Source organism: Brevibacterium aurantiacum (assembly GCF_900169065.1).
GTDB classification, from domain to species: Bacteria; Actinomycetota; Actinomycetes; order Actinomycetales; family Brevibacteriaceae; genus Brevibacterium; species Brevibacterium aurantiacum.
This window is the reverse complement of the sequence record NZ_FXZB01000010.1, coordinates 128,987-149,122: the sequence shown is the minus strand read 5'-3', so window position 1 is coordinate 149,122 and position 20,136 is coordinate 128,987. Positions and strand designations below refer to the sequence as shown.

Sequence of the window (20,136 nt, the reverse complement as noted above, 5' to 3'; positions counted from 1 at the left end):
GAGGAACTGCCTGATGCGGTGGAAGTCATGGACCCGTTCCACGTCGTCAAGCTTGCTGGTGATGCCCTCGATGACGTTCGCCGCCGCGTCCAGCAGGAGACAACTGGACATCGTGGACGAGCGAAGGACCCGTTGTATCGGGCAAGGAGGACGCTGCACACGGGCACGGACCTGCTCACAAGGCGGCAGCAAGAACGGATTGTCAGTCTCTTTGCTGATGCGAACCTCACCGAGGTCGAAGTCACCTGGGCCATCTATCAAGACATCGTGGCTGCTTACCGGGCTGAGGACCGTAGCGAAGGCAAGAAGCTCTTGCAGGCTGTCATCGATGTCTTGTCGGCAGGACTGCCTGCTGGTTTGATTGAGTTGAGGCGGTTGGGAAGAACACTGAAACGCCGCGCAGCGGATGTATTGGCGTTCTTCACCAGGCCCGGAACGTCGAATGGGCCCACCGAATCGATCAATGGTCGGCTCGAGCACCTTCGAGGATCGGCACTCGGGTTTCGTAACCTGACTCATTACATCGCGAGGTGCCTACTTGAGTCCGGTGGTTTCAGACCGGTTCTACACTCTTATTTACGATGAGCCCGTTTGTCGCTTTGACAACGCTCACGTGACTCCTCCTTACATTCTTGACTCTCCGCAAGAACGCGAGGCTTCACCCCCGCTTTGCGATGCGGTGGTGGTCGATCCGAACTGGGTCGATCGCTCACTCGCCTCACCGCACACGGATATCTCATTCCCTATTGTAGTTTTTTTCAGAATTCTCGTCAGTAGTTTTGTCGATAGAACGCGGTGTTGCGAACTTGACGACCCACTTGACCTGGGACGATATAGATCTATGCGTTACTTGATTGTTACAAACCGCTCTTGACGCATATAGATATGTGCTTATCCGATTTGTTACATAATGTGGTTTGTTGATGCGGAACGAGGCTGTCTATCCACTGAAAATTCCCTCACACAGATGCAGTGCCCAGGGCAGGATCAGGAGCCGGCATTCAGGAAGTGGTACTCAGGAATCCGAGGACCTCGGGGCTGACCACCTCGGCGAACTCTTCGAAGAAGCCATGCCGACCACCAGGGCAGATGAGGATCCGGGAGTTCGCTATGCGCTCATGCAGCAGGTGGGCGTTGTCGACGGGATTCATGAGATCGTCGTCGCCGTGGACGATGAGCGTCGGCGCAGTGATCTCCGGCAGACGTTCCCAGGCATTGTGTTGGGCGCTGATGCGCAGATGGGCAGCGGATTCATGGGCGGTCATCGTGTCGTCGCCGAGCAGTTTGCTGTACCTGGGAGCCACGGTCCAGTTCGGGGTATAGAACAGCGAGAACAGGTACTGGGTATGTTCGCGACCGCGCAGCCGCGCCAGGGACTGGCCCACCTCACGGGGGCGTTTGACCGAATTCGGGCCCCCGGGGGTCGTGCATCCCAGGACAAGTGCGCCGACGTGCTCGGGGAAATCCAGTGCCAGCATCTGAGCGATGCGCCCGCCCATCGATGTTCCGTAGACGGCAGCGCGGGCAATTCCGAGATGATCGAGAACCTCGGCGGCATCAGCGGCGAAGCTCGCAGTCGAGAGATCGGTCAGTTCGCCACGGCTGCCCCCGGTGCCGCGGTAGTCGAAGGTGACGGTGCGAAACTGCGGTTCGAAGTCCGCGCGCAGCTCGTCCCACCAACGATGAGAGTTCGACTGCCCTTGGAGGAGCAGCAGAGCCGGTGCCTCTCGTGGCCCGCTGACCTGGATCTCGAGTGGGAAACCGTCACGAGCGGTGATGGTGAGCTGGTCCCTGGTCTCCACGTGGTGTACCTCTTCACTGGTGTGAGGCCCGGGCACCTAGGCTTGGGCCATGAAGCAATTGCCGTTTCTCAATGATGCCGCAGATCACCGTGCGGCTGTCGACTCGTCCACGCCAGCAGCGACGCCGGCGGCTGCGAACCCACGGCGACCGGCCATCATCGTTCCCGTTCAGGCAACTGCCGCCGAAGAGATCGCCCGGCAGTGCGGGGCCATCGCCGATACCGGCGCCGTCGACGTCATCGAATGGCGCATCGATCCCGTGATCGCCGCTGTCACGAGCGTGCGGAATACAGATTCCAACGCGGCTGCAACCGCGGATTCTGCCGAGATGGAACCCCGGGACCTCGCCGAGGCTGTCCTGAACCTGGCACCGTATGTGACCGCGGCAGGACTTCCGGTCCTCATGACGCTGCGGACAGGGTTCGAAGGAGGGCAGGCCGAGGTGGGCGAAGACGTCTACACGGAGGTTCTGAGGACAGTCATCTCCGGTCTTGCCGAAGAGGCCGGACTGCCGGAGCCGGCGAAGCGGAGTGCGGGAGTCACGTGGGCACTTGATGTCGAGATCGAACGCAGTGGTGCGACAGAGCTGATCGAGGCGGCGCAAGATCGAGGGATCTCAGTGGTTGCCTCGCACCACAATTTCGCCGGAACGGATTCGGCGGAAGCGATGGGCGCCACGTTCACCGCGATGGCTGATGCCGGGGCGGATGTGGCGAAGATTGCGATGATGCCCACGAGCGGTGCCGATGTCGCAGAGCTGCTGGGGGCCACGGCGCGAGCAGAAGAGACTCTGGGGATACCGGTGCTCGGGATCTCGATGGGGCAGCTGGGCCGAGCCAGTCGGATCATGGGCGCTGATTTCGGAAGCTGCGCAACGTTTGCACAGCTGGGGGAGTCGTCGGCGCCCGGCCAGATCGCAGTGGCGGATCTGGCCGGGGTGATCGACGAACTCTACGGCTGACGCGTCAGCGGGACCGAGCGATCAGTCGACGCCCTCTTCGATCTGCTTGCGGAACTTCTTGGGCAGAGCGTCGTCGCCGAAGCTGTTGCGCACGGTGCTGGCGGCGACGCGCTGCACGACGAGCTGCGCCACTGCGACGCCGACGCCGGAGACGATGGTCCAGGCCAGCGCCTCGGACATCGAGATCTCGTCATCGACTGGGTTGTTCGGTGCGGGACGCTTGGTCGACTTCTCCCAAGCGAAGGTCAACGCCTTGCGAGCCGCGAATGCTGCCACGATGGGCGCTCCGACGCCGATGACCTGCCATGCGAGCTTTCCCATGCTCGTGTCCTTTCGTTAGACGTTGTGCCTGCGGCGATGATGCGCCGCGCAGATGTCGCTGGGGTGCGAATCCGTACGTGACCACACTAGCGCAGGAGAGCCATTCATACGCAGGAGGCAGAACTTCATACTTTCGAGGGATGTGGCGCGCGAATGCGAGCGATAGATTGAAGCTTCAGCGCACGAGAGGAGCTGGAATGCTCAGCAGATGGAAAGTCGCGGTCATCACCGGGCTGTTCGCCTTCGGCGCGCTGAGTTTCGTTCTGGGCCTCTTCCCGCTGCTCGCCGACATCTTCTGGATCCTGTGGTTCGCCGGCTGCGGAGCCTGCATCCTCGCGCTGGTCCTGACGGTGATCGTGCCGTCTCCTCGGTCCGCAGCGAACCGGTATACACCGAGGTCTTCGGCAGCGGATTCGGCCGACGGCGTCAGCCAGCCATGATCAGCCTCTGAAGCTCCGCTGTCAGCTCCTCGTCTCGCGGGATGGGGTTCCCGTCCAGCTGATTGAGTGACACGGCCGTGCGCATCGACGACACATACCAAGCGCCATCGGCCTCGACCACCTCGCTCAGGCCGAAGTCCGCATATTCGGCATTGAGCCCGAGCTCTCCCGCATGGTCGAAGATCAGGCGCTGGGTCGTGCCCGAGAGCAGACCTGCTTCCGGATTCGGCGTGAGGAGGCGGTCGCCTCGGCGAATGATGAGGTTGGACGTAGGTCCTTCGAGGACGACTCCATCATGGGAGACGAACAGGGCCTCGTCTGCGCCCTGCTCCGCCGCATATCTTCCAGCGGCCTGGTTGACCGCATAGGACAAGGTCTTCGCCCCGATGAGCAGCCACGGTGCCTTGCTTCCCAGGTAGGCGTCGTAGCCGCGATCGAGGCTGACAGCGGAGATGCCGTGTGCGCGTGCTCGCGTGATCTTCTCGTCGACGGGAACGTTGAAGGCCCACCCTCGTGGGCTCTGGGTTCCGTCTGAGTTCTGGGTTCCGCGTGACAGCGCGTAGCGGACCCCGAACTCGGTGAGGCTCGGATCGGCCGCGCGCACCTCGGCGATCACGGTGTCGAGCCCGCGGCTCCACAGCTCCGGTTCCGGATCGGGCAGGCCCAGCGCTGAGGCGGATGCGCAGAATCGTGTGAAATGGCGATCACGAGACACCACGGTCACGCTGTCGCGGATGCGCACGAGAACGGTCTCGAAGATGCCGTCGCCGCGATGGGCCGACAGGTCCGTGACGGGGAGCTGCGGGGCACCGAGATCGGCCACCTCGACGGTGGACGCGGCTGGGTCGATCAGGACAAGTGCATCGGTCATACGGACAGTCTAGGTTCTCGGAAAACCTGATGCCGCGCTCAGCCTGTGCGCAGCAGAAGCCGTGGTCAGCCTGCGCTGACGCCGAACAGGAGGCCGAGAGCGTATGTCACGGCTGCTGCACCGAATCCCACTGCCAGCTGTCTCAGGGCGCGGGGTCCCGGAGCGGTTCCGGAGAGCAGGCCGACGGTGCCGCCGGTGAAGAGGAGTGCGATGCCGACGAGGCCGGCAGAGAGGAACACGGCGGGCAGACCGGACATGCCGAAGATATAGGGCAGGATCGGGATGAGGGCGCCCGAGGAGAAGAAGGCGAAGCTCGACAGCGATGCCCCCAAGCCGGTGCCCAGCTCGTCGCGGTCGACGCCGGAGTCGAGGCTGGGCAGCTGAGGAGCCACGTTCTTGTTCTTGGCTGCTGCGATCGTCCGATGTGCCCGAGCATCGGCTTCAGGGGAGTCCATGCCCCTGGCGCGGAAGACGAGAGCGAGCTCGTTGGCGTCGATGTTGAGATCGGCCAGTGCATGGCGCGATTCAGGATCCGGCGTCGAGGCATCGAGCAGCTCGCGCTGGGACCGCACGGAGATGTACTCCCCGGCCGCCATGGACAGGGCTCCGGCGAGCAGGCCGGAGACGCCGGTGAGGAGAATGACGTGGTTGCCCACCCCAGCGGCGCCCACGCCGAGGACGAGTGCGAGGTTGGATACGAGTCCATCGTTGGCACCGAAGACCGCTGCACGGAAGTTTCCTGACAGGCGGGCTCGGGAACGGGCCGCGAGAGCACGGACAACCTCGGCGTGGATCCGCTCATCGGCTGCCATCTCTGCCGACGCGGCCTCCTCATCGTCATACGGTGAGCTCGTCTCCGACTGCTGTGCCAGCGCGAGAACGAAGACCGAGCCGAAGAGTCGTCCCAGGAACGCGAGGCTCAGAGTGATGAGATCGGGGGTCCGCTTCTTCTGCGCATGCTCGCCGAGGAGGCCGATCCAGTGTTCCTGATGTCGGGACTCGGCGGTGGCCAGGGCCAGGAGAATCTCCCGATCTTCGCCTGAGCGGCGGTCGGCCAGATTGCGGTAGACGCGCTCTTCGAGACGCTCATTTGCCAGGTATCTCTGCCAGCGTCTGATGGTCCTGCGATCGGGCTCAGGACGCGCTTCGGGGGCTGTGGATTCGTTGTTCATCACTGGTCTGATTCTACTGGGAGTAGGCATCTGAATTCAACACTTGCGCAATCGACTAAGTATTGGTTGTTATCAATTCGTTACCTCAATCGGCCAGGGGGTAGACTAGATTAAAGCTCAATGTGAGTTGTGTCACCGTTTCGTTATAGATGTATGTATTTCGTTACCAATGACGAAGTCATCGCGAAACGTGAGAATCAAGCTTCCCCTTGAGCTCGACAGGTCGGCACCGCTGCTGTTGCGAATTTCTGACAGCGTCGGTGCCTCCGGTTCGCGCTCAGCTATTTGTGTGCTGCGATTACCCCGTGGGTGACGTCCGGTCGATGACCGGACGCGGTCAGAGATGCCCGCTCGCAGTCGTGCGCGAAGAGCAATCATGGTTCGTCTGGCACCTGAGGAGCGAAAGGAACTCCATGAAGTTGCGTACTAAAACCTGGTTGGCGGTCACCGCTGCCACCGGTCTGGCTCTCGGCGGATTCAGTCCGGCCCTGGCCGCCGGGAACGCGGGACCGACCGAGCACACCGATATGGGCGTCACAGGCGACGCCGTGATGGATCATCTGCAGAAGATCTCCGATATCTCGACCTCCCACGCCGACGAGGGATTCCGCGCGTTGGGAACGCCCGGCTATGAGGAGTCCGTTGAGTACGTCGAGCAGACGCTCGAGGCCACCGGCGCCTTCGACGTCGAACGTCAGGCCTTCGAGGTCGACAACCAGACATTCGGCGAGGTCGCTGTCAATGTGGACGGCGAAGATCTCGAGGTCACCGAGGCCAGCTACACCGAAGGCACCGAGGAACCACTGACCGATCTGCCTGTGGCGCTGCCGGTCGATGATGACTACAGCGACCTGGCCGGCGGACAGCTCGGCTGTGCTGCCAGCGACTTCGACGACAGCGCAGAGGGCGCACTCGTCCTCGTCGCACGCGGCACCTGCTCCTTCGGAGAGAAGACCCAGGCAGCCACGGACGCCGGAGCCGCAGCGGTCATCCTCTACAACAACGACACCTCCGCACCCGATGAGCCACTCAACGCCACTCTCGGCGAGCGTATTGAGAACGGCGCACCCACCGTCGGTGTCAGCTACAACGTCGGCAATGATCTGCTGACGAAGATCGAGGCTGCGGCCGAGGGCGAGCCACTGTTGGCGGACTTCACGCTCGAGACCGAATACACCACCTCGACGACCTGGAACGTCATCGCCGAGACCAAGGCCGGCGACCACGACAACGTCCAGATGTTCGGCGCTCACCTTGACGGTGTCGCCGAAGGTCCAGGAGCCAACGACAACGGTTCGGGATCGGCCGCACTGCTGGCCAGCGCCGAGGCATTGGCCGAGCAGCCGACCGAAGCCGACAACGCCATCCGCTTCGGCTGGTGGGCAGCCGAAGAGGTCGGACTCGTCGGATCGACCCACTACGTGGAGAACCTCGGCGAGGCAGAGTTGTCGAAGGTCAAGTCGTACATGAACTTCGACATGATCGGATCCGACAACTACATCGTCGGCACCCTCGACTCCGACGGTTCCGATGTGCCGATCCCCGACGGGGTCAACGTGCCCGAAGGGTCCGCGGAGCTCGAAGGGATCTTCACCGACTACTTCGCCGATATCGATCAGCCCAATGTCGGAACGGACTTCTCAGGACGTTCTGACTACCAGGCGTTCATCGACAACGGCATTCCCGCCAGCGGACTGTTCTCCGGCGCCGATGGCACGAAGACCGAACAGGAAGCAGAGTGGTTCGGCGGTACGGTCGGCGACAAGCACGACACGAACTACCACCAGCCCACAGACACGATCGAGAACGTGAGCAAGGAGTCCGTCGACATCTTCGCTCCCGCCATCGGCTTCGCAGTCCACACGCTGGCCTATGATCTGGTGGACGAGCCGACCGATCCTCCGACGGACCCGACGGATCCACCGACCGATCCCACGGATCCGCCCACTGATCCCACGGATCCTCCGACCGATGACCCGACGGACGATCCGACGGACGACCCGACCGATGACCCGAGCGAGCGCAGCCTGAACATCGATCCGACGACGATCGAAGTGGATGACTTCGTCGGGAAGACCGGCGTTCAGGTCGCGGCTGCCGGCTGCACCGCCGACACGACCGCAACGATGACCGTCGATCCGCAGAACGGAAAGATCGAGAAGTTCGAGCAGACCGCGACGGCAGATGCCGATTCTGTGGCGAAGTTCGGAGTGCGCGGTCTCGAAAAGTCGGCCGCAGATGACTACATCGGCGCCTACGATGTCACCGTCGACTGTGAGGGCGGAGATCCGCTGACCGGTTCGTTCGACGTCGTCGCCGAAGGTGACGGCCCCGGTGCCGGCGACGGTGGGGGAGACCTTCCGCGTACCGGTAACGAGGCGCTGCCTCTCGTGATCTCGGCCGGAGCACTCATCCTGCTCGGTGTGATCATGACCATGGGAGCTCGCCGCCGTAAGGCCTGAGCCTCCTCCGCAGACCACGCGGGCCGGTGACTGAAAAAGTTCACCGGCCCGCGTGCCCATTCACCTTCTGTGGTGAGACGCTCCCGCTCAGTCGGCGGAGTTCTTCAGCACCTGCCCATCTTGGTCAGGCAGAATGGACTGCTGTGACTCCCAAACTCTTCTTCAAGACCTTTGCCATCGCAGAGACCATCACCTGGACTCTGCTCATCATCGGCATGATCCTCAAATACACCCATGTCACCGAGATCGGTGTGCGCATCGGCGGCGGAATCCACGGGTTCGTCTTCATCTGCTTCGTCATCGCCGTCATCGGCGTGGGAACCTCGCAGATGTGGAGCAAGAAGCGCATCGCCACGGGCCTGGGCTCGGCCATCATTCCCTACGCCACGATTCCCTTCGAGCGATCGGTAGAAAAGACGGGTGCACTCGAAGGCGACTGGGGACTGGGCGCAAACGGACGCACACCGCGGAACTGGTTCGAGAAACTCACCTCCTGGGCAATCCGCTCGCCTCTGCTGGCCATCGGCGTGGGGGTCATCGTGGTCATCGCCATCTTCAGCGGGCTGCTCTTCCTCGGTCCTCCCGGTGAATGGGGCAAGTGAACCTCGGGCCCACCTCGGCGCTGGACTGACCCGGCGCCATCTCGGGCTCTGGTAGGTCTGTCCAGGAAAAGCAGACTCGCATAGGATGAACACCACAGGCGCTGTGGTCCCACTGCGCCTTGTCCCTTCCACTCCAGAATCTCGGAAAGGCCCAAGTGGATTTCATCCTGGGCGCCGTCGTCATCGGCGCTATCGTCATCATCGCCCTGATCGTGTTCTTCGTGATCATGCGCTCGATCAAGATCGCCTCCCCGTCTGAGGCCCTCATCATCACCGGACGGAACGCCAGCAGTTCGGGTGGCACCGGCCGCATCATCATCGGCGGTCGCGCGGTCGTGTACCCGGTCGTGCAGAAGGCATTCTTCCTGTCGCTGTCCTCACGCCAGATCGCAGTCGCCATCGACGGCATCTCAATGAACGGCATCGCCTTGCGCCTGCACGGTGTTGCGCAGGTCAAGGTCGGCGGCACCGAGGAAGATGTGCGCAAGGCAGCGCAGCGCTTCCTCGATCAGCAGGATCAGATCGAGCCCTACAGCACGGAGATCCTCTCCGGCACCCTGCGCGCCGTCGTCGGCACGCTGACCGTCGAGCAGATCATTCAGGATCGGGCCTCCTTCGCCTCCCAGGTGCAGGAGGAGTCCGCGCACTCGATGAACAACCAGGGCCTGGTCATCGACACGTTCCAGATCTCCGCGGTCGAAGACGAGGGCAGCTACCTGAAGGATTGGGGTCGCCCACAGGCGGCCGAGGTCGCGAAGAATGCCGCCATCGCCGAGGCGAACGCCGGTCGCGCATCGGCCGTTGAAGAAGCGCTGCAGAACGAGTCAACCCAGAAGCAGCAGGCCCTGACCGATCAGGCCATCGCCGAACAGCAGCAGCAGCTTGCGCTGCGTCGTGCGGCGCTGAAGGAAGAGGCTGATCAGCGTCAGGCAGCAGCCGATAACGCCGGTCCGCTGTCTGCCGCGGCCGAGAAGCAGAAGCTGCTCGAGCGCGATCGCGTGGTTGCCAAGGAAGCTGCAGAGCTGCGTGCCGAACAACTCGATGCCGAGGTCAGGCGTCCTGCCGACGCTGAACGCTACCGTCAGCAGGCCGAAGCCGATGCGCGTGCCTATGATGTCGAAGCTCAAGGTCGCGCCGAGGCTGCCGCCGAACTGCACCGCCGGTCGAAGGACGCCGAGGCCATTCGCCTCGAGGGTGAGGCCCAGGCCGATGCGATCAAGGCTCGCGGTGAGGCAGAAGCCGGAGCGCTCCAGGCTCAGGCTGAGGCCTATAAGAAGTTCAACGATGCGGCCGTGCTGTCGAAGGTCCTCGAGGTTCTGCCGACCATCGCCGGTGAGCTTGTCGCCCCATACGCGAACATCAAGGATCTCTCGATCGTCTCTACCGACGGAGAGTCCAAGCTGGCGAACTCCGTGTCGAACAACCTCGCTCAGGTCCTCGAGGTCGTGCGCGGGACGACCGGCATCGACCTCGGAAACCTCGTCGACAAGGCCCAGAACCAGGGCGGCTCGAAGTCCGCGAACGGTTGGGTCCGCGATGACTCGACCACGTTCGATGACAGCGGTGACTTCGCCGGGACTGGACCCGCGGACGATGGAGCCGACGGCCAGGATCAGGTCGTCGAAGGTGAGATCTCCGAGGGTCACAGCGGCCAGTCAGGCCGCGGCGATCGCTCGGGTCGAGGAGGATCGAAGCCCACTGGTTTGGGAGATCCCAGCGCGTGGTCGAGCGGGAACTTCGACCCGAAGGACTACCTCGACGAAAATGGTGAACTCGACCTCACGCACATCGGTGATGACGTGAAGAAGGCCACCGGAATCGACGTGCAGGCATACATCGCCGACGCGCTGCGCCGACGCGATGGCCGTGACGGCGACTTGGGCGGCTCGGGCGGCTCAGGTTCGAATGGGCCGAAGGACGACGGCGGTCCTCAGGACGGCGGACCCGGTAAGAAGTAGTTCCACGTGTGATTGACGCGCGCAGAATGCGTACGCGTCCAGCAATCGTTGCTGGGCACGTACGCATTCTGCGTTCGGTGCCACTGCCCGGGGCCAGCCTCGGCGTCATATTGATTCATAAAGACATGCGCATATGTTAATGTGATGGCGTAGGAGGTTCCCATGGCCCACGACCACACGCACAGCTCAGGATCGCGTCGACGCTTGGCAGTCGTCTTCGGCATCGTCCTGGTCATTTTCGTCTTCCAGGTGATCGGCTCGATCATGACAGGCAGCCTTGCGCTGCTGATCGACACCGGACATAACTCCGTCGACCTCATCGGCATCGGAATCGCGCTCTTCGCCGCCACTCTGGTCCGGAAGCCGCCCAAAGGTCAGAAGACCTGGGGGTTTCGTCGGGCCGAGGTGCTCGCCGCCGGAGCGCAGGCGACTCTGCTGCTGGGGCTCGGTGTCTACAGCCTGATTGAGGGCATCCGCCGTTTCTTCGTCCCGCCAGAGGTCCCCGGACCGGAGCTGCTGTTCTTCGGTGTCGTCGGTTTGGTCGGCAATATTGTGTCGATCATCATCCTCAGCTCATCCAAGGAGCAGTCACTCAATCTCCGGGCCGCATTCCTCGAGGTCATCGCCGATGCGTTGGGATCCGTCGCCGTCATCCTCGCTGCCGTCTCCATCTGGCTCTTCGACTGGACCCGCGCCGACGCGGTGGCAGCCCTGGTCATTGCCGTGCTGATCGTCCCCAGGGCCTTCACTATCCTCAAGGAGACCGGCTCGATCCTCCTCGAAGTCGCTCCCAGGGAACTCGACCTCGACAAGGTCAAAATGCACATCGAAGGAGTCGAGCACGTCCAGGAGGTTCACGATCTTCACGTCACGCGCATCGACTCCAACCTGCCTGTGCTCACCGCACACGTGGTCCTCGCCGACGAGTGCTTCTACGACGGCCACGCGCCGCGCATCCTCGTCGCGCTGCAGGAATGCCTGGCTGAACACTTCAAGGTCGCGATCGAACACTCGACATTCCAGTTCGACCGGGCGAAGGACGCAGCCCAGGAGACACACACCCACACCTGAGGTCGTTCCCTGGCCGTCGGTCGCCGTAGCGCGAAACGGTCGGTAAGTCTTGGTCGAAAAAGTTGATGCTTTCGACGAGAACTTACCGACTGTTAGGTCTGGCGTCGAGACTCGGCGGCTCAGCTCTGCGGCAGGATCTCCACTGAGTCGGTGCGGAACTTCTCAAGCTTCGCGGGATCGATTGAGACGCCGAAGCCGACTCCTGTAGGCACGTCGACCTTGCCGTCGTACATGACGATCTCTTCGGTGATGTCCTCGTGGAAGAAGCGGTTCGATCCCGAGATGTCTCCGGGCAAGGTGAATCCGGGCAACGATGCGAGAGCGGCATTGGCGGCACGTCCCAGACCGGTCTCGACCATTCCGCCGTGCCAGACTGCCACACCGTGAGCGGAGCAGAGGTCATGGATCTTCTTCGCCTCGATGAAGCCGCCGACTCGTCCTGGTTTGATGTTGATGACGGCCGCGGCTCCCATGGAGATCGCGTCGGCGGCGGCCTCGGCGGAGTCGATCGACTCGTCCAAGCACATCGGTGTCTCCATCAGCTTCGCGAGTTCACCGTGCTGACGAATATCGGCCTCACCCAAGGGCTGTTCGATGAGGAGAAGTCCGTACTCGTCGAGCCTGCGCAGGTGGGAGGCATCGACGAGCGTATAGGCGGCATTCGCGTCGACCTGGAATCCGAAGTCATCGCCGAAGGCCTTGCGCACCGCAGCGATCGGTGCGATGTCCTTGCCCGGTTTGATCTTGAGCTTGATGCGGGCGTAGCCCTCTTCCAGGTAGCCGCCGATGACCTTGACGGTCTCTTCGACAGAGTCCTGAATGCCTACGGAGACACCTGAGGGGACGGAGTCGACGACGCCGCCGAGGTAGCTCTTGAAAGACTGGTCGTTGAGCTTGAGCTGAGCCTCGATGACCGCCATCTCCAGCGCGGACTTCGCCATCGGATGACCGATCACGTGGCGCAGATGCCAGGACACGGTTTCCGCGGTGAGATCGTCGACGTCGAAGAGGATCGGTGCCAGCCAGCGTTTCGTGACATCGATGCCCGAGGCTACGTACTCAGACGAGTAGAGCGGGGAGATCATCGCCACCGACTCGCCCCAGCCCGTGATCTCACCCTTAGGGGTGTCGAAGGTGGCCTCGACGAGGTAGCAGTCCTTCTCCGTTTCCCGCATGAACGAGGTCTCGAAGGGGGTGACGAGGGGAATGGACACCTGGTGGAGAGTGATCGACTTGAGCTTCATGCGCCATGCACCTTCTTTGTGTTCGGGCTGATGATCCTGTGACCCAGCCTACAACCACTCGCCGGACCACCTCGGCGGGTGTTGGAGTCTGGGACATGGGCGAACGTCCGAGGCGCGAAGCCGACATCGATCGCCCTCAGAATGCTTCGGCAGGACTCCTTGTGATCATTGACGGCCCGTACTGACCGTCTCACAGGTGTGACACTCCTAGAACAGGGGTTCTCGACATTGGTACTGTGAGTCAAAGATCGCGCTCAACGTGAGGGAGAGCTACGTGAACGACTACCTGCGGACTTTCAAGGGCCGGAAGCAGAAGTGGTTCGGACTCAAACTGCCCGTCAAGGCTGCTCTCGCACAGCCGTATCTCCACCCGCTGATGCGGACGGTGGCGCCCCACATCAACGGCATCAAGGTCGGCAGACTGCCCGCACCGATCGGACTCACCGAGGTGCGCGGGCGTGCCGGAGGCGCTGGCTTCTACCTCGTCGATCCCTTCCGCTGCGAGATCGCCAAGGAATTCTACTGGGGCAAGGGCCGCCGGACAGAGTCGGAGGACGCCTTCGCACTCGACCTTATGGTCGAACTGTCCCGCGACGCTGACGTCTTCCTCGACATCGGCGCCTACACCGGGGTATTCACGATGGCAGTGCTGGCTGCGAATCCGGCCGCGGTCGCCCACTCCTTCGAGATCATCCCCGCCGTCGTCACCGGGCTGGAGAAGAACGTGGCCCGCAACCACCTCGGCGATCGGGTGACTGTCCATCCGACGGGAGTCGGCAAGCCCGGCACCACGATGCAGGTGCCCACCGGCGACGGGGGATCGGCGCTGCCCTCGTTCTACGGGACGGGGATGGACTTCGACTCCGGCGCCGAGGTGCGCTTCACCTCTCTCGACGAACTCCTCCCGGACCTGCCGGAGGGCCACCCCCTGGTGACGGTGAAGATCGACGTGGAGGGCGCGGAGAACGACGTCCTCGACAACGGGCGGGAACTGCTGGCCACGTTGCGACCGGACATTCTGTGCGAGATCCTCGACGACCGAGCTCAGCCCGAGCAGCTGATGCGCATCCTCGACAGGCTCGACTACCACTACTACCTCGTCGGGACCGATCATCTCATTGCTCATGATGAGATCGTCCCGGACCCGCATTTCCGTGACTGGCTCTTCACCACGAAGAACCCGGAGGACATGCGAGTCGCGGGCTACCCGGTCAGGTGAACGACCGAGTCAGCGCAGCGCGCTGAGGCTCGCTCAGCCCTGGAGCTGATCGGCGATGAGGGCCGCGAGCAGGGCGGTGCGTGGGGCGATCTCGTCGATGACCGCGTGCTCGTGCTCGGCATGCGCACCATCGCCCACAGCGCCCAGGCCATCAAGGGTCGCAATGCCGTCGCCGGCGGTGAAGTTCCCGTCCGAAGCGCCGCCTACGGAGACACCTTCCGGTGCGGGCAGACCGAGTTCAGCGGCCAGGGCAGTCGCACGCTCGAAGAGCACCGCCGACTGCTCACGTTCGAAGGGCGGACGATTGATGCCGCCGAGGACCTCGATCGACGACCCCTCCAGCTGTGGACGAGTGGCGAGTTCACGAATAGCGGCATCGACGCGGTCGAGTTCGGCGGCGGTGCGGGCGCGCACATCGATGTCGACGCGTGCTTCGGCCGGGACCGTGTTCGACGTGGTGCCCGCACTGATCACGGTCGGCACCACAGAGGTACCCGCCTCGGTGTCGGCGAGATCCGCGACGAGGGGCAGATGCAGGGCCAGCGCCATGCCCGCGTTGATCCCCTTCTCCGGTTCGAGTCCCGCATGGGAGGCCTTGCCCGTGAACACGAGGACGTAGTTGCTCGTGCCCTTGCGCTCGAGTTTGAGTGCACCCCCGGCGCTCGCCTCCATCACATACACGGCCTTCGCCTCGGCCGCCTCGGCGCGGATGAGATCGGATGATGAGATCGACCCGATCTCCTCATCACCGCTGACCAGGATCGACAGACCATCAAGTCCACCCTCGCCGAGGTGCTCGCGCAGGATCGCGCTCGCGTGGATGCTCATGATCGCCCCGGTGAGCATGTCGAAGCTGCCCGGACCGCGCAAGATGCCGTCGTCGGTGGAGAAGGGAATGCGGTCTAAGGTTCCGTGCGGCCAGACCGTGTCCTGGTGGTTGAGGAGGACCACGCGGGCCGGGCCCGAACCGAAGCGCAGGCGCACATGAGCGGTGTCATCGACGGTGATGACCTCAGCGGTGGCCCCGAGCCGTTCGCGCAGCAGTTCGACGAAGTCGGCAGCACCGGCGGCCACGGCCTCTTTGTCGTGGGAAGGAGTCTCCTTCGTGATGACGCGTTCGATGTCTTCGAGGATGAGGGGGAGGCGGTCATTGGCCTTCGCCACGAGGTCAGCGGACTGGAGATCTGAGGTCTGAGAGGTGGTCATGACCAGATTCTACGATGGGGCCCGCAAGGCCGGTTGCGACGTCCGCATCATGCGACGAATTCGGCATGCGCAAACGCGAGTGACTGTGGTTTGCTTGACCTATGGGTGAGGAAGTCAGTTCCAAGCGGTATACGCCGGAAGAACGCACACTGTACCGAGAGAAGCTCGCGGAGAACCTCGAGCTCTTCGACACATACCTGCGCCATGCGGAGTTCAAATCTGCGGGCACGATCGGTCTGGAGCTCGAACTCAACCTCATCGACTCCGACAATCAGCCGAGTCTCAACAACACGAAAGTCCTGGAGCGTCTCGACGATGAGTTCCAGTCCGAGATCGGCGGGTTCAACCTCGAACTCAACCACCCTGTGCTGCAGGTGGCCGGGCGCGGACTGAAGACCCTGGAAGCAGGAGTGGCGCATCGGCTGGACAAAGCACAGAAGGCCGCCGAGGCGGAGGGACTGACGGTCACGTCGATCGGCACGCTGCCGACCCTGAGCACCCAATTCCTCACCGAGGAAACGTGGATCACCGAGGAGAACCGCTACGAGGCGCTGAGCAACTCGATCGTCGACGCCCGCGGTGAGTACGTCCGCATCGAACTCGACGGTGAGGAGAAGTACAAACACGAATTCGCCGACATCGCACCGGAAGCCTCATGCACGTCCATGCAGCTGCATCTGCAGGTCGCACCCAATAAGTTCGCCGAAGCCTGGAATGCCTCCCAGGCGATTGCGGCGGCACAGGTCGCGATGAGTGCGAACTCGCCGCTGTTCGTCGGCCGCAAACTCTGGCACGAATCACGGATCCCCGTGTTCACCCAGGCCATCGACACCCGCACTCCCGAACTCGTCAACCAGGGGGTTCGGCCCCGGGTGTGGTTCGGAGAACGGTGGATCACCAGCGTCTTCGACCTGTTTGAGGAGAACGTCCGCTACTTCCCGCCGCTGCTGCCCGAGATCAAGGACTTCGTCGAATTCAGTTCCGCCGACGCTCCGAAGCTCTACGAACTCAACCTCCACAACGGCACCGTGTGGCGCTGGAACCGACCGATCTACGATTCCTCCGACTCCGGTGCCGACATCCGTGTGGAGAACCGACTCCTCCCGGCCGGCCCGACTCCCGTCGACATGGTCGCCGATGCCGCCTTCTACTACGGTCTCGCCGAGTTCCTCGTCGGAGAGAATCGTCCCGTGTGGTCGCGGATGTCCTTCCGCGAGGCCGAGGAGAACTTCTTCGCCTGTGCCAAGGACGGCATCGGCGCCCGCGTGACCTGGCCGAAGATCGGCCACATCGATGTCGCGGACCTGGTGCTCGACGTTCTCATCCCGCAGGCGCGGAGAGGCTTGAGCCGTCTGGGCATCGACAAAGACGTCATCGACGAATACATGTCGATCATCGAAGGCCGCGCCGAGCTGCGCACCAACGGTGCAACCTGGCAGCTGAAGATGCTCGACCATCTGGCACCGAACAGCGCCCCGGATTCCCCGGAGCGTCGCGAGGGACTCAAAGCGATGATGGACGCCTATGTGAAGAATCAGGCCTCCGGCGAACCCGTCCATACCTGGGACGTCCCGGTCTGAGGGCTGCTGCCTGAGTCAGATGTCGCCTGAGTCAGAGGCTGTCAGAGTCAGAGGCGTTCGACCTCGACGAAGACGACGTCGGCGGTGCCGTTCGGGTTCGACACCTCATGCTCGGCTCCAGCGGCACGGGTGTAGCTGACACCGGCCTCGAGCTCGGCGACGATCTCGGTGCCGTCGGAGTTCCTCACCCGCATCGTGTCGGTGACCATGGGCACGACGACGTACTCGTAGTCATGCTTGTGCATCGGGATGACACCATCGGGTTCGATGGTCCACTTGGTCACGCGGAAGACTCCGTTGTCGAGCTGAACCTCACCTGTTGAGCCGGTGCTCTCATCGCTCATGATTCCACTCCTTCAATCGTCATCGATGGTCTGTTCCTCACCCTAGCCCTCAGCGCAGCAGCATCCCAGCTCGATCCGTGACCCGCGGCACATATGACGAGTCTTCACGGTTAGCATGAGCAGTATGCGATACCCCTACGCTGACATCGACGATGTCGAAGACGATATCCGAGAAACGATTCTGGCCGTGTCGGAGAAGTCGGGCTTCGTGCCCAACGTCTTCCTCTCCCTGGCTCGGCGACCGGCCGAGTTCCGCGCGTTCTTCGCGTACTACGACGCGCTCATGGAGAAGGAGACCGGGAACCTGACCAAGGGAGACCGGGAGATGATCGTCACGGCCACCTCGGCGGTGAATAACTGCCTCTACTGCGTCGTCGCACACGGAGCCGTGCTGCGCATCATGGAGAAGAAGCCACTGGTCGCAGACCAGGTGGCAGTCAACTACCGGCAGGCCGACATCACCGACCGGCAGATGGCGATGCTCGACTTCGCGATGACGGTCTGCACAGAGCCCTGGACACTCTCCGACGCTGACTTTGCGGCCCTGGCCGAGCACGGATTCGACGACGAGGACGCCTGGGACATCGGCGCCATCACCGGATTCTTCGGCCTGTCCAACCGCATGGCACACGTGGGCGGAATGATGCCCAACCCCGAGTTCTACCTCATGGGACGCGTCCCGCGCGAGAGGAAGTGACCACTGACCATGAGCACTCAAACGAGCGCACCCCGCGTCTCTGACCGCGCCGGACTCGTCCAGCCCTTTGCCGCCATGGGCATCGTGGCCAAAGTCCAGGAGATGTCGCGCAACGGCCGTGACACCATCGCCATGTGTCTGGGCGAGCCAACTCAGGGTGCACCGGGACCGGTGCGCAGAAGAGCCGCCGAGGTGGTCGCCGACGGGACGAACCTCGGATACTCCCCGATCTTCGGCATCCCCGAACTGCGCACAGCCATCGCCGGGCACTACCGCGACTGGTACGGCGTTGAGGTGCCCACGGAACGCATCGCCATCACCACCGGTTCCTCCGGTGCCTTCCAGACGGCCTTCCTCACCTGCTTCGACGCAGGCGACCGCGTCGCGCTCGCCCGCCCGGGCTACGGCGCGTACAAGAACATCCTCGCCGCGTTGAACTGCGAGATCGTCGAACTCGACTGCGGTGGCGACCACGGGTTCCAACCGACCGTCGAACTCCTCGAACAGGCACACGCTCAGGCTCCACTGAAGGGACTGATGCTCGCATCGCCGGCGAATCCGACGGGGACGATGATTTCGGGCGAGCACCTCGGCGAGCTCATCTCCTGGTGTGCCGAGCACGGTGTGCAGGTGATCTCCGACGAGATCTACCACGGCATCTCCTACATCGGCACGCGCGGTGAGACCGCGCTGGCCCATGACGACAATGCCATCGTCATCTCCTCGTTCTCGAAGTACTGGGCGATGACCGGGTGGCGACTCGGCTGGGCGATCCTGCCCGAGTCATTGGCGTCGGCGGCACAGAACGTGACCGGGAACCTCTCGCTGTGTGCCCCGGTTCCTGCCCAGTATGCGGCCGTGGCGGCGTTCACCGAGGAGTCCTATGCCGAATGCGAGACCGCGGTCGAATCCTTCGCCCGAGCTCGCAAGCACGTTCTCGACGCCACCGCTGACCTGGGGTTCTCCGATATGGCCCCGCCTGATGGGGCGTTCTACATGTATGCCCGCATCGATGAGATCCTGCAGCGGTCGGACGCTGGCATCGACACCGCGACCGATTGGTGTCAGTCTCTGCTTGAGACCACCGGAGTTGCCTTGGCGCCGGGTGATGACTTCGACTCCCTCAACGGGCCTCGTTCGGTGCGGCTGTCGCTGGCTGTCGGTGCGGACAAGACCGCCGAGGCGCTCGACCGGATCCTCGACTTCATGAGATGACTCCGAATTCGGCCGCGGCCTACGGCGAGGGACCGCCTGCGAAGCCACCCGTGTCGGGTTCATCCGCCGGTTCGGTCCCGCCGTCCTCCGGTCTGCCGACGCTGGGCATCATCGTGTCCGCACTGCTCTTGGGCTCGGCCGGTCTGTTCGTCATCCTCGCCGAGGCGAGTGCCCCGACCGCGGCATTCCTGCGCTGTTGGATCGCTGTCTTCGTCTTAGCCCCACTGGCAATCCTCGAACTCCGACGCCATGGCCTCCTGCCGTCCCGGGCACTTGTGGTTGCGGCGGTCTCGGGTGCGGCACTGGGCATTGACTACGTGCTGTGGGCCCAGAGCGTCCTCGACGCTGGAGTCGGTGTCTCCACAGTCCTCATCAGCGTCCAGGTCATCGTGTTCCCGGCCCTGGTCTGGGTCTTCGGAGGAACGCGGCCCGGGTGGCTGTTCATCACGTGCATTCCCATCATGATCATCGGGATGCTGCTCACCGGAGGCGTCTTCGGCGCCGATGAGGGAGCAGCGAACCCGGAGCGCGGCGCGATCTTCGGAGTGCTGTCTGGAATTCTCTACGGCGTCTACATCTTCGGCATCCACCACTGTCGCAAGGCAGCACCGAACTTCGTGGTCGCGCCGGTGGCAGTGGGCACGATCGCTGCAGGAGTCATGACGGCGATCGCCGGTCTCTTACTCGGCGGGCTCGACTTCGACCTGGGTTGGGACGGTTGGGCGTGGATGGTGGCGCTGGCGGTCTTCGGCCAGGCTCTGTCATGGGTGCTGCTGAGCATCTCCAGCCCGTTGGTGTCGGTGTCGCGGACCGCAGCCCTGATGCTGCTCCAACCGCTGTCGGCCGTGGTTCTGGGCTCGGTCATCGCCGGAGAGCGGCTGCAGCCGGCGCAGTGGATCGGCGCGGTGCTGGTCGTCGTCATCGTCTGGATTGTCGGTGGCGGCCCGGAGGCGCTGCGCAGACGACGCTGA

General features: G+C 63.2%; 19 protein-coding genes and 1 pseudogene. 13 read left to right on the top strand and 7 right to left on the bottom strand.

Annotated elements, in window-relative coordinates:
- A pseudogene (locus BAUR9175_RS08760) lies at positions 1-585 on the top strand (ISL3-like element ISBli1 family transposase); the annotation flags it as partial.
- 416 nt (positions 586-1,001) lie between these two features.
- On the opposite strand, the gene BAUR9175_RS08755 reads toward BAUR9175_RS08760, so the two are convergent.
- Entirely contained in the window at positions 1,002-1,802 is an 801-nt protein-coding gene (locus BAUR9175_RS08755) for an alpha/beta fold hydrolase (protein WP_009882280.1), read from the bottom strand.
- A 49-nt stretch (positions 1,803-1,851) separates the two neighbouring features.
- Here BAUR9175_RS08755 and BAUR9175_RS08750 point away from each other — a divergent pair, with 49 nt between their 5' ends.
- Positions 1,852-2,763, top strand: a complete 912-nt coding sequence (locus BAUR9175_RS08750; protein ID WP_029416731.1) for a type I 3-dehydroquinate dehydratase — start codon at positions 1,852-1,854, stop codon at positions 2,761-2,763.
- A 21-nt stretch (positions 2,764-2,784) separates the two neighbouring features.
- On the opposite strand, the gene BAUR9175_RS08745 is transcribed toward BAUR9175_RS08750, so the two are convergent.
- The gene (locus BAUR9175_RS08745; RefSeq protein WP_009882283.1) at positions 2,785-3,084 is read right to left on the bottom strand and encodes a DUF4235 domain-containing protein; all 300 of its coding nucleotides are present in this window, start codon (positions 3,082-3,084) and stop codon (positions 2,785-2,787) included.
- 197 nt (positions 3,085-3,281) lie between these two features.
- Between BAUR9175_RS08745 and BAUR9175_RS08740 the strand changes: the two genes are divergently transcribed.
- Positions 3,282-3,524 (top strand): hypothetical protein, encoded by a 243-nt coding sequence (locus BAUR9175_RS08740; protein ID WP_009882285.1) that lies wholly within the window; start codon positions 3,282-3,284, stop codon positions 3,522-3,524.
- Here the strand turns inward: BAUR9175_RS08740 and BAUR9175_RS08735 are convergent.
- Complete coding sequence (locus BAUR9175_RS08735; protein WP_096146076.1) at positions 3,511-4,395, bottom strand: aminotransferase class IV; 885 nt, start codon at positions 4,393-4,395, stop codon at positions 3,511-3,513. The two genes, BAUR9175_RS08740 and BAUR9175_RS08735, sit on opposite strands and share 14 nt — an antisense overlap.
- Before the next feature lie 65 nt (positions 4,396-4,460).
- Positions 4,461-5,567, bottom strand: coding sequence for a VIT1/CCC1 transporter family protein (locus tag BAUR9175_RS08730; RefSeq protein ID WP_009882288.1), 1,107 nt, complete (start codon positions 5,565-5,567; stop codon positions 4,461-4,463).
- A 413-nt stretch (positions 5,568-5,980) separates the two neighbouring features.
- Here BAUR9175_RS08730 and BAUR9175_RS08725 point away from each other — a divergent pair, with 413 nt between their 5' ends.
- From BAUR9175_RS08725 to BAUR9175_RS08710, 4 genes are all read left to right on the top strand, one after another.
- Positions 5,981-8,029 (top strand): M20/M25/M40 family metallo-hydrolase, encoded by a 2,049-nt coding sequence (locus BAUR9175_RS08725; protein ID WP_101583529.1) that lies wholly within the window; start codon positions 5,981-5,983, stop codon positions 8,027-8,029.
- A gap of 143 nt (positions 8,030-8,172) precedes the next feature.
- Entirely contained in the window at positions 8,173-8,631 is a 459-nt protein-coding gene (locus BAUR9175_RS08720) for a DUF3817 domain-containing protein (protein ID WP_009882290.1), read from the top strand.
- A gap of 155 nt (positions 8,632-8,786) precedes the next feature.
- On the top strand, positions 8,787-10,589 hold the full coding sequence (locus BAUR9175_RS08715) for a flotillin family protein (protein ID WP_009882291.1): 1,803 nt from the start codon (positions 8,787-8,789) through the stop codon (positions 10,587-10,589).
- Positions 10,590-10,751: 162 nt separating this feature from the next.
- Positions 10,752-11,660, top strand: coding sequence for a cation diffusion facilitator family transporter (locus BAUR9175_RS08710; protein ID WP_009882292.1), 909 nt, complete (start codon positions 10,752-10,754; stop codon positions 11,658-11,660).
- 119 nt (positions 11,661-11,779) lie between these two features.
- Here BAUR9175_RS08710 and menC read toward each other — a convergent pair whose 3' ends face one another.
- Complete coding sequence (gene menC, locus BAUR9175_RS08705) at positions 11,780-12,904, bottom strand: o-succinylbenzoate synthase (protein WP_069601068.1); 1,125 nt, start codon at positions 12,902-12,904, stop codon at positions 11,780-11,782.
- Between the two features lie 38 nt (positions 12,905-12,942).
- Here menC and BAUR9175_RS19355 point away from each other — a divergent pair, with 38 nt between their 5' ends.
- Positions 12,943-13,089 (top strand): hypothetical protein, encoded by a 147-nt coding sequence (locus BAUR9175_RS19355; protein WP_165771653.1) that lies wholly within the window; start codon positions 12,943-12,945, stop codon positions 13,087-13,089.
- Between the two features lie 89 nt (positions 13,090-13,178).
- The gene (locus BAUR9175_RS08700; protein WP_101557170.1) at positions 13,179-14,123 is read left to right on the top strand and encodes an FkbM family methyltransferase; all 945 of its coding nucleotides are present in this window, start codon (positions 13,179-13,181) and stop codon (positions 14,121-14,123) included.
- A 33-nt stretch (positions 14,124-14,156) separates the two neighbouring features.
- On the opposite strand, the gene BAUR9175_RS08695 is transcribed toward BAUR9175_RS08700, so the two are convergent.
- Complete coding sequence (locus tag BAUR9175_RS08695) at positions 14,157-15,329, bottom strand: M20 family metallopeptidase (protein WP_009882295.1); 1,173 nt, start codon at positions 15,327-15,329, stop codon at positions 14,157-14,159.
- Positions 15,330-15,430: 101 nt separating this feature from the next.
- On the opposite strand from BAUR9175_RS08695, the gene BAUR9175_RS08690 reads away from it, so the two are divergent.
- Positions 15,431-16,909 carry a glutamate-cysteine ligase family protein gene (locus tag BAUR9175_RS08690; RefSeq protein WP_101583527.1) on the top strand — a complete coding sequence of 493 codons (1,479 nt, stop codon included), beginning with the start codon at positions 15,431-15,433 and terminating at the stop codon, positions 16,907-16,909.
- A gap of 47 nt (positions 16,910-16,956) precedes the next feature.
- Here BAUR9175_RS08690 and BAUR9175_RS08685 read toward each other — a convergent pair whose 3' ends face one another.
- Positions 16,957-17,253 carry a cupin domain-containing protein gene (locus BAUR9175_RS08685; RefSeq protein WP_009882297.1) on the bottom strand — a complete coding sequence of 99 codons (297 nt, stop codon included), beginning with the start codon at positions 17,251-17,253 and terminating at the stop codon, positions 16,957-16,959.
- Between the two features lie 115 nt (positions 17,254-17,368).
- Between BAUR9175_RS08685 and BAUR9175_RS08680 the strand changes: the two genes are divergently transcribed.
- Genes BAUR9175_RS08680 through BAUR9175_RS08670 form a run of 3 tightly spaced genes read left to right on the top strand, consistent with a single transcriptional unit; the run spans position 17,369 to position 20,136 of the window.
- Complete coding sequence (locus BAUR9175_RS08680; protein ID WP_029416734.1) at positions 17,369-17,950, top strand: peroxidase-related enzyme; 582 nt, start codon at positions 17,369-17,371, stop codon at positions 17,948-17,950.
- 9 nt (positions 17,951-17,959) lie between these two features.
- Positions 17,960-19,165, top strand: coding sequence for a pyridoxal phosphate-dependent aminotransferase (locus BAUR9175_RS08675; RefSeq protein WP_096146073.1), 1,206 nt, complete (start codon positions 17,960-17,962; stop codon positions 19,163-19,165).
- Positions 19,162-20,136: a DMT family transporter gene (locus BAUR9175_RS08670; protein ID WP_101583525.1), complete on the top strand. Its 975-nt coding sequence runs from the start codon at positions 19,162-19,164 to the stop codon at positions 20,134-20,136. Before BAUR9175_RS08675 ends, BAUR9175_RS08670 begins: the two co-directional genes overlap by 4 nt.